13 protein-coding genes are annotated in these 14,686 nt (G+C 51.8%); 8 read left to right on the top strand and 5 right to left on the bottom strand.

Translation table 11 applies throughout. From position 1 onward, the window contains the following. Window positions 1-30: 30 nt before the first annotated feature. Entirely contained in the window at window positions 31-1,311 is a 1,281-nt protein-coding gene (gene hemL / locus C3Z11_RS04900) for a glutamate-1-semialdehyde 2,1-aminomutase (RefSeq protein WP_106476795.1), read from the top strand. 121 nt (window positions 1,312-1,432) lie between these two features. Further along, window positions 1,433-3,004, top strand: coding sequence for a bifunctional aminoglycoside phosphotransferase/ATP-binding protein (locus C3Z11_RS04895; RefSeq protein WP_106476794.1), 1,572 nt, complete (start codon window positions 1,433-1,435; stop codon window positions 3,002-3,004). 36 nt (window positions 3,005-3,040) lie between these two features. Here the strand turns inward: C3Z11_RS04895 and C3Z11_RS04890 are convergent, their stop codons facing one another. Beyond that, entirely contained in the window at window positions 3,041-3,694 is a 654-nt protein-coding gene (locus tag C3Z11_RS04890) for a response regulator transcription factor (protein ID WP_262927238.1), read from the bottom strand. Between the two features lie 463 nt (window positions 3,695-4,157). Here C3Z11_RS04890 and C3Z11_RS04885 point away from each other — a divergent pair, with 463 nt between their 5' ends. Together C3Z11_RS04885 and C3Z11_RS04880 are read left to right on the top strand one after the other, a co-directional pair. Then, a complete protein-coding gene (locus tag C3Z11_RS04885) occupies window positions 4,158-4,784 on the top strand; it encodes a carbonic anhydrase (RefSeq protein ID WP_106476792.1) in 627 nt (208 codons plus the stop codon). A 58-nt stretch (window positions 4,785-4,842) separates the two neighbouring features. After that, window positions 4,843-6,381, top strand: coding sequence for a SulP family inorganic anion transporter (locus tag C3Z11_RS04880; RefSeq protein WP_106476791.1), 1,539 nt, complete (start codon window positions 4,843-4,845; stop codon window positions 6,379-6,381). Window positions 6,382-6,556: 175 nt separating this feature from the next. Here the strand turns inward: C3Z11_RS04880 and C3Z11_RS04875 are convergent, their stop codons facing one another. Further along, window positions 6,557-7,246, bottom strand: coding sequence for a LuxR C-terminal-related transcriptional regulator (locus tag C3Z11_RS04875; protein ID WP_262927237.1), 690 nt, complete (start codon window positions 7,244-7,246; stop codon window positions 6,557-6,559). A 374-nt stretch (window positions 7,247-7,620) separates the two neighbouring features. Between C3Z11_RS04875 and rdgB the strand changes: the two genes are divergently transcribed. The 4 genes from rdgB to C3Z11_RS04855 all read left to right on the top strand — a co-directional run bounded on the left by rdgB (window position 7,621) and on the right by C3Z11_RS04855 (window position 11,066). Beyond that, entirely contained in the window at window positions 7,621-8,223 is a 603-nt protein-coding gene (rdgB, locus tag C3Z11_RS04870; RefSeq protein ID WP_106476790.1) for an RdgB/HAM1 family non-canonical purine NTP pyrophosphatase, read from the top strand. Further along, the gene (gene hemW / locus C3Z11_RS04865) at window positions 8,220-9,425 is read left to right on the top strand and encodes a radical SAM family heme chaperone HemW (protein ID WP_106476789.1); all 1,206 of its coding nucleotides are present in this window, start codon (window positions 8,220-8,222) and stop codon (window positions 9,423-9,425) included. Before rdgB ends, hemW begins: the two co-directional genes overlap by 4 nt. Before the next feature lie 11 nt (window positions 9,426-9,436). Beyond that, window positions 9,437-10,111, top strand: coding sequence for an OmpA family protein (locus C3Z11_RS04860; RefSeq protein WP_106476788.1), 675 nt, complete (start codon window positions 9,437-9,439; stop codon window positions 10,109-10,111). 109 nt (window positions 10,112-10,220) lie between these two features. Further along, window positions 10,221-11,066: a 23S rRNA (adenine(2030)-N(6))-methyltransferase RlmJ gene (locus tag C3Z11_RS04855; RefSeq protein ID WP_106476787.1), complete on the top strand. Its 846-nt coding sequence runs from the start codon at window positions 10,221-10,223 to the stop codon at window positions 11,064-11,066. Window positions 11,067-11,074: 8 nt separating this feature from the next. Here C3Z11_RS04855 and C3Z11_RS04850 read toward each other — a convergent pair whose 3' ends face one another. From C3Z11_RS04850 to C3Z11_RS04840, 3 genes are read right to left on the bottom strand one after another with little or no spacing between them, the layout of a single operon-like run. Beyond that, window positions 11,075-11,722, bottom strand: a complete 648-nt coding sequence (locus C3Z11_RS04850; RefSeq protein ID WP_106476786.1) for a PqiC family protein — start codon at window positions 11,720-11,722, stop codon at window positions 11,075-11,077. Then, window positions 11,719-13,365, bottom strand: a complete 1,647-nt coding sequence (gene pqiB, locus C3Z11_RS04845) for an intermembrane transport protein PqiB (protein WP_106476785.1) — start codon at window positions 13,363-13,365, stop codon at window positions 11,719-11,721. The genes C3Z11_RS04850 and pqiB overlap by 4 nt, the downstream gene beginning before the upstream one ends. Further along, window positions 13,334-14,623: a PqiA/YebS family transporter subunit gene (locus tag C3Z11_RS04840; protein WP_262927261.1), complete on the bottom strand. Its 1,290-nt coding sequence runs from the start codon at window positions 14,621-14,623 to the stop codon at window positions 13,334-13,336. The genes pqiB and C3Z11_RS04840 overlap by 32 nt, the downstream gene beginning before the upstream one ends. Between the last annotated feature and the right edge of the window lie 63 nt (window positions 14,624-14,686).

Raw genomic sequence — 14,686 nt, 5'->3', positions numbered from 1 at the left:
TTTTATCCACATCTGGTTTTGAAGGCTGACATGACCACATCTTCTGAGTTGTTCAACAGAGCGCAGCGCCACATCCCTGGCGGTGTCAATTCGCCGGTGCGAGCCTTCAAGGGGCTCGATATGGCACCGGTTTTCATCGAGCGGGCACAAGGTGCCTATCTGTTCGATGTCGAGGGCAAGCGCTACATTGACTACGTTGGCTCGTGGGGGCCGATGATTACCGGTCACGCTGATCCCGATGTGTTAGCGGCTGTTCGCGCACGTCTCGACAATGGCCTGTCCTTCGGTACGCCCACGGCAATCGAAACCGATATGGCTGATCTGATCTGCGAGATGATGCCTTCGATGGATATGGTGCGCATGGTCAACTCCGGAACCGAGGCGACCATGTCGGCGATCCGCCTGGCGCGCGGCTACACCGGGCGTGACAAGATCGTCAAGTTTGAAGGTTGTTATCACGGTCACGCCGATTCGCTACTGGTCAAGGCTGGTTCAGGCGCGCTGACACATGGTGAGCCAAGCTCGCCGGGAGTGCCGGCGGCGCTGGCCGAACACACCGTGACGCTGTCTTACAACGATATTGACGAGGTGCGTGAGTGTTTTGAGCGCATCGGCGATCAGATCGCGTGCATCATCGTCGAGCCGGTAGCCGGCAATATGAACTGCATCCCGCCAGAGCCCGGCTTTCTTGAAACGCTACGCGAACAATGTGATGCCCACGGGGCGGTACTGATCTTCGATGAGGTCATGACCGGTTTTCGTGTTGCCCTGGGCGGAGCTCAGGCGCACTACGGCATCGTTCCCGATCTGACCTGCCTAGGTAAGATCGTCGGCGGCGGTATGCCGGTAGGTGCTTTCGGTGGCAAGCGCCATATCATGGAAAATATCTCACCGCTTGGACCGGTCTACCAAGCCGGTACGCTGTCCGGTAACCCTCTTGCGATGGCGGCTGGTATTACCCTGCTGCAAAAGATCCGCCAGCCAGGTTTCCACGATGAGCTGAGCCGTCGGGTCAATACACTCTGTGACGGGTTGGAAGCGCGTGCGCAAAAAGCGGGGGTGGCACTTATCACGCAACGTGCCGGCGGCATGTTTGGGGTGTTCTTCACCGACGCTGACAGAGTCAGTAACTTTGCGGCGGCAACAAGCTGCGACCTTGACGCATTTCGGCGTTTTTTCCGCGCCATGCTTGATCATGGTGTATATATGGCGCCCTCCAACTATGAGGCTGGCTTCATGTCGAACGCGCACAGTGATGAAGATATCGAGGCGACGCTTGATGCAGCCGAAGCGGCTTTCGCCACGTTCTGACAAACTGCAGCGGCAGCTGCCTAGTAGCGGCTGCCGGTCATGACTAATGTTTCCTAGTGGGTTCAGGTGACGACATTCGTTACACTTGCCGCTATGTTTTTCTACGCCAAGGAGCGAGACGTTGAGTCAGTCACTGATTCACGCATTACAGAATGACGCTTGCTACGATCATCCCGTAGCGGGGCTCGAAATTCGTGAAACGCATATTTCCTGGGTCGTACTGACGGGACAGTACGCCTACAAGATCAAGAAGCCGCTCGATTTCGGTTTTCTTGATTTCTCGACACTCGCCAAGCGCAAGCATTTCTGTGAAGAGGAAGTGCGTCTGAACGCTCGCCTCGCCGATAACCTCTATGTTGAAACAGTGCCTATTACGGGAACACCCGAGCAACCTCAGATGGGAGGAAAAGGCGAGCCGTTCGAGTACGCCGTACGCATGCGGCAATTCGACAATACCTGCCTGTTCAGTTCGATGCAGGCCACCGGGCAACTGACCCAGTCATTGATGGATGACCTGGTCGGGCAGCTAGTAGCATTTCACCAGAATGCCGATCAGGTTGATGAAACCAGTTCATTTGGTTCTCCCGCAGCGGTTCATGCGCCTGTAAAGGAAAATTTCGAACAGCTACGACCGCTTCTTGATGATGCTGAGGATATTCGGCGTTTGAATGCGCTGGAAACTTGGGCGGATGAAGCATTTGCCCGGCTTTCACCAGAAATGGCACGACGCCAACGTGACGGATTCATACGTGAGACGCATGGCGATGTTCACCTTGGCAATGCGGTGATGCATGACGGACGAGCGTTAATATTCGATTGCATCGAGTTTAATGATAACTTCCGCTGGAACGATGTCTGCTGCGAGCTGGCCTTTTTGCTGATGGATCTTGAGGCGCGCGGAGAGCAAGGCCTGGCACACCATGTGCTCGACCGTTATCTGGAGCGCAGCGGTGACTACCGATTGGTGCGTTTGCTGCCTTACTACAAAGCGTATCGCGCCATGGTGCGTGCCAAAGTAGCCATGCTGCGCTTACAGCAACCTGGCCTGCATCCTGCCGATCGTGACGCAGTGCTGTCCGATTATCGGCGCTATGTGGGATTGGCCGAGCGTTACAGCGAAATCCATTTCCCGTATCTACTGATTTCTGTCGGTGTTTCAGGGAGTGGCAAGAGCCGTTTTACGGAACAGGTCGTTCGTCAATTAGGCGGTGTACGCATACGCTCTGACGTTGAACGCAAGCGTCTGTTTGGCCTGGACGCGTTAGGTGAATCTTCCTCTTCTGTCGATAGTGGAATCTATACCTCTGAGGCGACGGAGCGGACCTATGAACGTCTTGCCGAACTTACCGGTATGCTGCTTGAAAGCGGTTATTCTGTAAGTGTCGATGCCACATGCTTGAAGCGCGCACAACGCGATCGTCTGAGGCACGAGGCCGAAATTCGGGGTTTGCCATCGATGCTGATAAGTTTTGAGGCTGACGAGCAGACACTCAAGGCGCGCATTAAAAAGCGAAGCCTGAAGCGTGATGAAGTCTCGGAAGCGGGGCTTGAAGTACTGGAACGTCAGCTCGCTTCACGCGAGCCTTTTTCCGATGAAGAACTGGCTCAACTAGTGCATCTTGATACTACCGCAGAAGATGCCAATCTAACGCTGGTGGCACTGATTCGCGCTCATCTGCGGCTATCCTCCTGAGCCTGGCATGTCGGCACGAGACTCAATGCATTGTGGTTAAATATCCTTGGGTGTCGTGTCGGAGTACTGACGCAGCAGGTTCAGTGCCTGGGCCCTGTTGCGTACCTTGAGCTTGCGGAATATATGGTAGAGATGTGATTTTACCGTGTGCTCACTGATCGAGAGACGCTCTGCAATATCAAGATTGCTTGCCCCTGTATCCAAGAGATTGAGAATTTCCCATTCGCGCGCGGTGACCGATGAAAGCGGTGTGAAATCATTGCGCTGGCGACTCCAGTAAGCCGTAAGCAGGCGCTCCATCAATGAGCGTGATAGCCACATTTCGCCATCAAAAAGGCGCTTAATACCCTTGCTGATATGTTCAAGGGAATCCTGACGATAAAAAACTCCTTGCAGAGGAAGACGAAGCATCAGCTCCATAGCGTGATCTTCACTATCCATATTAAATGCAGCAAGGATAAGATTTTTGTTGTTTTGAAATTTTTCAGACAGCTCCTTGGTGTCTGATTCCCTGAGATGATCTTCATCAAGCAGGACAAGAACGGGTGTTTCCTCAGGTAAAGGCAGAACATCCGTTGGCAGAATACTCGATACTTGGCAGCCTAAACGCGTATGTAAATAATCTAAAAACAGTGCGTTTTGGGGGCTGCTCTTCGTCATCATGACGATTTTCACAGTAGTTAATTCCATGAGTTGGCCCTAAGCAGAAATTATCCTCGGCATACATATTATTCTCCGCGTCATACATTAATTTTAGTTATGCCTTCTTGTGAGGCTTAAGTATTTCGATTAATTCATGACTAATATTTTTTAAACGATTCTTAATAATCATGAATTAAAAATAATTACACTTTCAACTTTATTTAAGTTGTTTCGACTATCGTATAACAATAAAAATCAGGCAATTAGTGCTTTTTTGCCCCTTATAAAACAATGTTTTAAAAAAACGTACCGCTCGATCAGGGAATTTCGAAGGGAGTCACAATTATACGACGAACGTAGCGCTAATGAGAGGGAGAAGACAGAAGTGTTAATTAAAATGGCACATTGTGCACAACATGATTCGAATCCTGTCATTTTGTATCCCTCTCCTATGTAGATTACGTATCGCGTGAAACCACCCTTTGCAGTTTATGGATAAAAAGGTTGAGCGATGAAGTTTTACGAACGTATTCTCCTTGAAAATCAGGCATGGGCGCATGAGATGTGTCTACGCGAGCCCGGATATTTTCAACGGCTTTCCATTAAACAAACTCCTGATGTTCTCTGGATCGGCTGTTCTGACAGCCGTGTACCTGCCGAACAGATATGCAATGCCCAACCCGGTGACTTATTTATCTATCGCAATGTCGCCAATATGGTTTGTCTGCAGGAATCCAGCTTCATGAGCGTACTGGAGTACGCAGTAACTGAGCTGAGGGTCAATCACATCATTGTATGTGGGCATCATCAATGCGGTGGCATCAAGGCAGCGCTTACAAGTGATGAATGTGGACTGCCTCATCTTGATTATCACCTCGTGAATGTGCGTGAAACACGGAATCGTCACGCTCAGGAGTTAGCTGCCTTGGCTGACGAATTAAGCCGAATCAATCGCCTTGTCGAGCTTAATGTTTGCGATCAAATTGAATGCTTGGCAGGTATGCCAATCATACAGGAGGCGTGGATGGCACATCGAAGCCCCTCCTTGCACGGCATGGTCTATGCGCTCGAAGAAGGCTTGCTGCGTGAAATCGTCCGCAGGGAAGGTGACGAAACTGTCATGCAGGCGTCAGCGTAAGAAAATGGCTGACTGCTGGCTTTTTACAGAGTTATGACGCACTAGGGAGAGTTGCGTAATGCGTACGTCGATGTCGTGGTTGAAGACACTGCCGCAGGATATACCTGCCGGTATTGTTGTATTTCTGGTCGCTGTTCCGTTATGTCTGGGTATTTCGTTGGCTTCCGGGGCACCACCGCTGTCGGGCTTGATCGCGGGTATCATAGGCGGACTCGTCGTAGCTTTAATCAGTGGCTCGCATGTCAGTGTGAGTGGGCCTGCAGCGGGCTTGACCGTTATCGTGCTAGGCGCTATTCAGGCCATCGGCTTCGAAGGGATGCTGCTCGCCACGGCATTAGCTGGCGCTATGCAACTTGCTTTCGGTTACTTGCGGATGGGAAAGATAGGCGCTTTCGTTCCCTCGGCTGTCATCAAAGGTATGCTTACAGCCATCGGACTGATCTTGATTCTCAATCAGATCCCTTTAGCGTTGGGGTTGCCTCAAGAAAATGCGCCAGGATTTACGCAGCCGATAGCTATGCTGCAGCACGCATCACCGTTGGCATTTTCAATTGCGCTTATCGCACTGCTGATCTTGATCCTCTGGGATACGGCATTTATATCACGAATCAAATGGCTGAAGATGATTCCGGCCCCTTTGTTAGCAGTCATCGCAGGGGTTGTGATCGATCGTATTGCTTTGCAGGGCAGCTTTTTATCGCCGCTCACTTCAGATCAGCGTATTACGCTTCCCGGCTTGGAGGGGCCTGCTGATTTTTTCAGTCAGCTCCATCTGCCAGATTTTGCCATGCTGTTCAATCCACAGGTTTATATGATGGCATTGACGATAGCATTGGTAGCCAGTCTGGAAACCTTGCTCAGCCTTGAAGCCGCCGACAAAATCGACCCTTTCAAGCGTCATTCACCACCGCATCGTGAGCTTAAAGCACAAGGGGTAGGTAACTTATGCTCTGGCCTTGTGGGCGGACTACCGATTACGGCGGTAATCGTGCGCAGTTCGGCTAATGTGCAGGCAGGTGCCCGTACGCGTTTTTCCAGCTTCGTTCATGGCATATTGCTACTGGCTAGCGTGACCTTCTTTGCGGTGGCCCTCGAGCTTATTCCTTTCGCCTGTCTGGCGGCTATCTTGTTGCATACTGGATATAAACTGGCTCGTCCTGCACTGTTCATCGCACATTATCGTCAAGGCTGGAATCGTTTCCTTCCCTATGTCATCACGATCGTGGCAATCATGCTGACGGATCTGCTCAAGGGCGTTATCGTTGGCTTGCTATGCAGCCTTTATTTTCTTGTGCGCTCGAGCTTCCGTTCGGCTATCTCGTTTACCAAGCATGGACGCCATTGTCTGCTACGCATCCACAAGGATGTTTCATTTCTCAATCGCGAGGAGATGCGTGGTTATCTCGATGCAGTGCCTGATGACAGCTTCGTGATCATTGATGCGACCGAGGCGAACTTCATCGATCCGGATATTCAGGAAGACATTAATAATTTCATTCAGGCTTCGAAGCAGTCGAATGTTACTGTCGAGCTCAAGTCGGTTGATGGGCTCTCGGCGACCTTTCCTGGGGTGTCACCTAGTCCCAGGTTCGCCTGAAGGTGCTACTCAACATGTGTGAAAGCGAAGCCGTTACGGCTTCGCTTTCAACGGGGCTGCTCAAGAATACACATGAAAAATTTCGCTTTAACATCTCTTGCTGATTACGACATGACATACTTATCGGGCGCATGACGAGCAGCCTAATGCATAGAGGTGCTGCAATCGGCCTCGGCTAGCTGGCATTAGAGCGGCGAGCGCTTTGACTGGGCACCAATGACGGGCTACCTAGATTCTGACGCACCCAATTCATAGCCTGAATACGATTACGTACCTTGAGCTTGCGGAAGATGTTGTAAAGATGCGATTTAACGGTGTGTTCACTGACAAACAACTGCGTTGCGATCTCAGTATTGGAGGCGCCTGTACCCAACAACCGCAATATCTCCAACTCGCGATTGGTAAGGCCACATGCCGGGCGATAGGCATTGATCTGCTGGCGACGATAGAACTTGATCAGACGTGTCATCAGCGTGCGAGACATCCACAGCTCATTGTTCATCAATTTGGCGATGCCTTTGCAGATCAAGGCCAGACTGTCACGTCGATAAAATACTCCCTGCAGCCTGAAAGTGGTGGCAAGGCCAATCGCCTGGCTTTCATCGACAAGGTTGAATGCCGCCAGCGTCATGCTCATATTTTCGCTAGAAGCGGCTTCTTCCCAGTGATACATATCCTTTTCGTTGACATGATCAGCATCCAGCAGAACAACCTGATGCGTTTCGGTATTGTCGGGAAGGGTATCCTTTGGGGCAACCGTTGCGACATGACAGCCTAGTTTGTCACGAACATATTGCATGAAAAGCTCGCTTTGCGGATTGATCTCCGTCACGAGCAACACGGTTACGTCTTTTTCGGTATCCACATAGCCCCCTTAAGGCCTCTACATCAGTGATGTTGATGGGAGGCTGGTCCTAATTGATGTTAAGTCTGATGCCACCATGTAAACATGAGTAACATTCAGAAACTATAATGTTTGGCGCTCATTTTTGGAATATCCCTAACCCTAAATAATTAATAATATAGGATTAGAAATTCCTCATTATCTGCTTGTTCGTTTTTGTCTAAACAGGGCCCTACATCGATTAAATTCAGCGCTATGAATAGTGCTGAATTTGATCGATCAACAATGAATCAAGCCCATTTCGCTATGGGAATGGCCGGCGCTTTCTATTCAGTCATTTCTTCCGAACTTAAAGCAACCTAGAATATCGCTTCACATGCTCAAGGACTGCTTCTATGTCTGTCTCACGCCCCCTTGTTATCGCGAGCGGTAATGCTGGCAAGCTCAAGGAGTTTCGTGAACTCCTGAACCCACTGGGCTTCGAGATTACGTCACAAGCTGATCATGCTATATCGGCCGTTTCAGAGACAGGCTTAACATTCATTGAAAACGCCTTGATCAAGGCGCGCGAAGCCGCTCGAATCAGTGGTTTACCTGCGCTGGCCGATGACTCTGGTCTGGCTGTCGATGCGTTGCATGGCGCTCCCGGTATATACTCGGCCCGTTATGCTGGCGAGCCAAGTGACGATGAGGCGAACAATCGCAAATTGCTCGAAGCGCTTCGTGACGTACCTGAAGGTAAGCGTGGCGCACGTTACTGGTGCGTTCTTGTTTATATGCGGCATCCGGAAGATCCAGTACCGATTGTCGTACAAAAAGACTGGTGCGGTGAGATCCTTTTTTTGCCACGAGGTGAAGGAGGCTTTGGCTATGACGCTCTTTTTTGGTTGCCCGAGCAGAGAATGAGCGTGGCGGAGCTTTCTGCCAGCGAAAAGAATCGTCTCAGTCACCGTGGGCGGGCATTGACCACGCTGATCGACCATTTGAAGGTGACATGATTTTACCGCCGTTATCGCTTTACATCCATGTACCCTGGTGCGTTCGTAAGTGCCCTTATTGTGATTTCAATTCACACGGTATTGGGCGTGATCAGACACTGCCTGAAAAAGAATACATTGATGCGCTGATCGCTGATTTTGAAGCTGAACTGACATGGGTTCAAGGGCGAGCGATAGAGAGTATTTTCATTGGTGGCGGAACGCCAAGTCTACTTTCGGCCCAGGCCTATGCACGTTTATTTGATGCGCTGCGCGAACGAGTGCGCTTTACACACGATATTGAAATCACACTGGAAGCCAACCCAGGGACAGTAGAGCGTGGCCGTTTCGAAGGTTATCGGCAGGTAGGCATTAATCGACTATCCATCGGCGTGCAGAGTTTCGATAGTGAAGCACTGCAGGTACTCGGGCGCATTCATAGCGGAGACGACGCTCAGCGAGCCTTTGAAGCGGCACGTGTTGCCGGTTTCGATAATATCAACCTTGATCTCATGCATGGCCTACCCGCACAGGATGTTAGGAAAGCCTTATCTGATATCGAAATGGCATTGGTTCTGGGACCGGAGCACCTGTCGTGGTATCAGCTAACGCTGGAGCCTAATACCGAATTCCATTCGCGTCCGCCGCAGTTGCCTGATGAAGACGTTCTCTACGATATTCAGGATGCCGGACATGCACGGCTCGAGGCGCAAGGCTTTACTCGCTATGAGATATCCGCTTATGCCCGAACAGGACGGCGCTCACGTCATAATCTCAACTATTGGCGTTTTGGTGACTATCTAGGCATCGGTGCCGGCGCGCATGGCAAGCTGAGCCGGGTTATGGAGGACGGTGCGCTTTATATCGAAAGACGCTGGAAGACTCGCCAGCCTGATGCTTATCTGAGCCGACGTGAGGACCCACGAGGATTTATAGCGGGGAAACGTGAAATTGCGCTTAGCGAACGGCCGATTGAGTTTCTTATGAATACGCTACGGTTGGTCGAGGGTGTCCCCATCGAATTATGGCGCGAATATACCGGCCTCGAACTTGAAATACTTAAGGTATGCACTGAGAAAGCTCGGTCCCGGGGGCTTCTTGGCGAGATAACGAACCGGGTGCAGGCGAGTGAACAGGGTTTGCTATTCTTAAATGACTTGCTGGCACTTTGCGACGAGTCAATTGAAAATTCATTGCTCCTGCCAAGGCAGGCGTCGATGTAATGAGGTAGAAGATGAAGAGCATCAAGAAGCAGGTTTTCCTGGCATTTCCTCTGGCAGCAGCGGTAGTACTGTCGGGTTGTAGTACAACAAACCCTTATTCTGGCGAGCAGCAGACCTCGAGTCTGGCCAAAGGGGCAGGCATTGGCGCTCTGGTCGGTGGTGTTGCTGGCGCGACTAAAAGTGGCAATCACAGGCTCGATAAAACCTTGATCGGTGCCGCAGTAGGTGCAGCGGCGGGTAGCGGGATCGGTTATTACATGGATGCCCAGGAAGCTAAACTGCGCCAGGAAATGCAGGGAACAGGCGTTAGCGTCAACCGTGTAGGCGACCAGATCCAGCTCAACATGCCGAGTGCGATCACCTTTGCCAGCGATTCAAGCGAACTCTCTTCGCAAATTTATCCAGCGCTCAATGGGGTAATCAACGTACTCAAGGAGTATGACGATACCATGGTCAATATTGCGGGCTACACGGATTCTACGGGTACAGCTTCATACAACCAGCGTTTATCTGAACTGCGTGCCCAGTCCGTGGGTAACTATCTGGCCCGAGGCGGAGTCAACTTCAACCGCCTGATCATGACGGGCTATGGTGCGAGTAATTTTGTTGCCAGCAACGATACTGCACAAGGGCGCGCTCAAAATCGGCGTGTCACGGTAACGCTGGTGCCTACTCAGGGTAGCTGAGCATTATCTGCGTTTAGAATGTAATGTTGTTTCCATGGCGCCGGGGTAACCCGGCGCTTTTTATTTTCTTCATCTGTCATCACTACGCGCTGTGCGTAATGGAGTTCACGTGCTCGCTTACCAACATGCTTACCATGCTGGCAATTTTGCCGATGTGCATAAGCACCTCGCATTATATTCGCTGTGTACTGAGTTGTTACGTAAGAATTCTTCCGTTACGTACATTGATACACATGCCGGACGTGGCGTTTATCCGTTAGATACTACTGAAGCGCAGAAACGTGGTGAGTACCGAGAAGGTATTCTGCCCCTCTGGAAGAAGCGTAAGACGCTCGCCAACGACGCTCTGTTAAATGAATGGCTAATTGCTTTGGCACGCCTGCAGAAGCCGGGAGACCAGATGAGCCATTATCCTGGCTCGCCCTGGTGGCTGGAACAGCAATTGCGTCGGCAGGATAAGCTGCATCTTTATGAATTACATCCTGGTGAGCATCGTCATCTTACACAGGCGCCGCTTACCGGAAATATCAAGCGCTATCAGGCCGATGGGCTCAAGGGATTCAAGACACATGTGCCGGTAAGCACGCCGCGGCTATGTGCATTGATTGATCCTTCCTATGAAATCAAGAGTGACTACGAAGCTGTTGCCGAGACGCTGGGTTATGTAGCGCGCAAGGTACGTCATGCAGTGATAGTGGTATGGTATCCCCTCTTGCCGGAAGCACGTCATCAAGCATTGCTGGAAGGGATAAGAACGGCTGGATTGCGTAAGGTCTGGCGCAGTGAGTTGCTTCATCATGCGCCAGAGGGGGAACGAGGCATGTATGGATCGGGATTGCTGTTGCTCAATCCTCCCTGGCAATTACCGGAACGATTGAGCGCAAGCCTGACACGTGTCGCCGAGTGTTATGGCAAGCACGCATCGCACCACCAGGACTGGTGGTCACCTGAATGACTCAGATATTAGTGATCTATATTGACGTCAATATCGGCACCGCTTGAGCTGTCGCCAACCGCTGAGTCTCCTGTTTGTTCACTATATTGCGAGACGCTCTGTGCCATCTGGTCTGCGGCTTCTCGCCATCCTTCGGCCAACGCTTTGACCAGAGCCGGATAGCCATCTTCGGTAAGTGGACGCTCGATACGAAAAGGCTCTGCTTTCAACAAGCGATTACGGCCATCGCGTAACTGATACTGGCCGGCTATAACGGCTTTGCCATCATAGCGTCCCTGAAATTCTTCAAGCGAGACGGCCACCTTCATATCAATATCTTCATGATTACCCGCCGGGAGCACCCGATAGGTAGAAAGCTGGCGCGATAACTCGGCTCTGAGCTGACGTTCGAGTTGGTGACTAAGATCATCGGCCCACAGATGGCCTTGCGCCTGCTTTACCTCGATCTCACTGGTCTGATACACCATGCCGGAGCTTTCCAGAAATGACGCAAGCTGAATCGGCGTAACGGCTAACGTGTGTGTTGCCGCCTGAGTCGTGCGCATCAGTCCGCCTTCATCCGGCAGTGTATAGCGGTGGAGTTCAGCGGGCTGACCGGCACAACCGGTCAGCAGAGCGATGCTGGTCACCGCGGCTATCCATAGTGGTCGTGTCATTGATGAGCCCTTGGTTGCGGATCGTTAATCTCACCCCGATTAAATATCAGAGCATTGGGTTTGTCGCTGATCGTGCGTGCGGCAGGCTGCAGATTACGGATAAGCTGCTCGAGCTGCTTGAGCGTTGACGTCAGTTCGCCGTAAGCCGGCGCATCGCTTGAGTAACTCTGCAGCGTATCCTGTATGGCATTCAGCGTGCCCTTGACATCTTCAGGCAACCCACGCGTGTCAGGGTCAGCAAGCACGGCATTCAACTGCTGGGTGGTAGTGTTCAACTCTTTAAGCAGTTGATCAGAGCTCTGCAGCGTGGCGTCTAGATGATTCAGCGCCGGCTCGATCTGCAGGTCGTTCAGCTTGTCGAGCAGTGAGGACACCTGCTGAGCAATCTGGGCGAAACTGCCCGCCTGGCTCGGAAATACGGGGATATCTTCAAACTTGGCAATTTCTGGACGAGGACAGCTGTCCTGGAAGGAAAGATCAACGAACATCTGGCTAGTCAGGAAGTTGCCGATCTTCAGTGATGAGCATAGGCCTTCGTCAATCCAGCGATCAAAGCGCTGCTGCCATTGCTTGATAGTCTCTGCATTGACCTGGGCCTGCATACGCTGCGGCTCGATTCGGATCAGTACAGGGATCTTGAAGTTGGTTAGGGAATTGTCCTTGAGTCTATTGATGTTGAACGCAACGGTATCCACAGTACCGATTCGCACACCACGATATTCGACCGGTGCCCCTGCGCTCAAGCCGCGGACAGTATCGTCAATTAACAGCACGTAACGCAGGTAGTAGCTAAAGCTACCCTGACGAGCACTTTCCTCGTCGCTGTAGAGAGCGAAATCCATATTATCGCTATCGGTAATTGGCGTACCTGCAGGAATATCCTCCGGCACGCCGAAAGTGACGCCGCCGCTCACTAGGGTTTCCAGTGAGGCCAGATCGAGGTTCATGCCTTCAGAGGTAAGTTCGAAACGTACTCCAGAAGCAGACCAGAAGCGGGTATTGGTCGTCACTAGCTGGCGGTAGGGCTGATAGATGAAAAGCCGATAGTGCATGAGCCGATCTGAAGGATCGAAATTGGTATCTTCGACGCGGCCGACCGTGAAACCGTGGAATACGACCGGATCACCAACATTCAAGGAATTGGCATTGGTGCTGGTCAAATCAAGACGCAGTCCTTCGGCGTTAGGCGGGGCGACGGGGGGCTTTTCGAGGACGTCAAACCGAAGTTTCTCTTCTTCGGCATTGCCCGGCTGAAGCTGGATGAAGGGCCCTGAAAGCACCGTATTCAGTCCGCTGATGCCTTCACGACCGATCCGCGGCTTGACCACCCAGAACTGCGTGTCCGCATGTAATAGATCATCGGTGCCCTGATCCAGGCGAGCCTTGACGATCGCCTGTGAGGCATCGTCCGACAAGGTGACCGAGTCGACGCGGCCTACCTCAACATTGCGTGCCTTGATCAAGGTTTTGCCAGCCTCAATGCCCTCGGCGTTTTCCATCACCAGCGTAATTTCCGGCCCTCTTGTGCTCAGCGTCTGGTAGATCATCCAAAGGCCAATCAGTGCGGCAATCACAGGGATCAGCCAGATCGGTGAAATATGACGCTGCGGCTTACGCTGAGCCTTGGGCGTTGACTCGCTCATCACTGTCTTCCTGTTGATTATCTGCGGCATCCCATATCAAGCGGGGATCGAAACTAATGGCAGCCAGCATGGTCATGATGACTACTGCGGCAAAGGCGATGACACCAGGGCCGGGATAAATGGACATTAAATTGCCCAATCTAACTAATGACACTAGTACGGCAACGACGAACACATCGATCATCGACCAGCGCCCAATGAACTCCGTCATACGATATAAGCGCAGCCTGACCTCAGGGCGCCAAGGGTGAGGCTGATGCGTTTTCCAGCACAACCAGGCAAGCGCCATTACCTTGGCAATCGGCACTACGACACTGGCAACGAAAATAACCAGCGCTACGGGATAGTCGCCTGTCTCCATTAGGATCAATACGCCACCGATGATCGTTTGCGGTGAGGTATCACCCAGGCTGACGATCGTCATTATCGGCAGCGCCATGGCGGGTATATATAAAATTGCTGACGTTACCAGTAGCGCAATAGTCGCCTGCACACTGTAGCGCTGACGAACATGAAGATGCTCGTGGCAGCGGCTACACAGTCCGCGGCCGTGCTCATCGATGGCATTGATCTGGCCACAGGCATGACATCCTGTCATCCGTTGGCTGAGGGCGGTATGTCCCGCACGCAGCGTTTCTGGCGTTTGTGCCTCGTCAGCAATATGACGCCACAGCCAATCGCCATCGAGGTCCTTTGACGTTTTTAATAACAGTATGACGTACCCACAGAAGGCCCAGAATGACCAGCCAAAACCGATACTGGCCAGCGAAATGATCTTGACCATGCTGACCAGCACGCCAATCAGAAATACATCGGCCATCATCCATGGCTGAAGTCGGCTGAGACTGCGTGCGATCAGTATTCGCCAGGGAAATGGTTTGTTGATGGCTATGCTGAGGTGAAGATAGAACACCATTAAAAGAAAAAGCGTGGGCAACAACAGTATGGCCATCCAGAAGATGACCGCGATGAACCCGTAATGCTGCTCCAGCAATGTCACTGCGGCATCGGGCAATGCCATGGTCTCCCGGTTTCCGTTGGCCTCGAAGAAGATAAAGGGGAAGGGCAACGACATCATGAGGGCGATCAGGGCACTGATGCTTAATGCCAGAGCGTGGTGAACAGGCTGACGTTGACGAGTGATCAACGTGTGGTCACAACGTGGACAGTGGGCCGCCTCACCTGGAGAAATCTCGGGGAGCTCACTGATCAGATCGCATTCGGAGCAGGCACGGAGCTGGACATTCGACTTAGCGATAGGAATTCTCCCACATCAACATGAGGCAGCCAGCTGAGCGCAGATATGAATATGAAAAGGCCG

The sequence above is a fragment of the Phytohalomonas tamaricis genome, from assembly GCF_003012345.1.
Classification (GTDB): Bacteria; Pseudomonadota; Gammaproteobacteria; order Pseudomonadales; family Halomonadaceae; genus Phytohalomonas; species Phytohalomonas tamaricis.
Note: the sequence above shows the minus strand (reverse complement) of the source record. Positions and strands in the feature narration are given on the sequence as shown.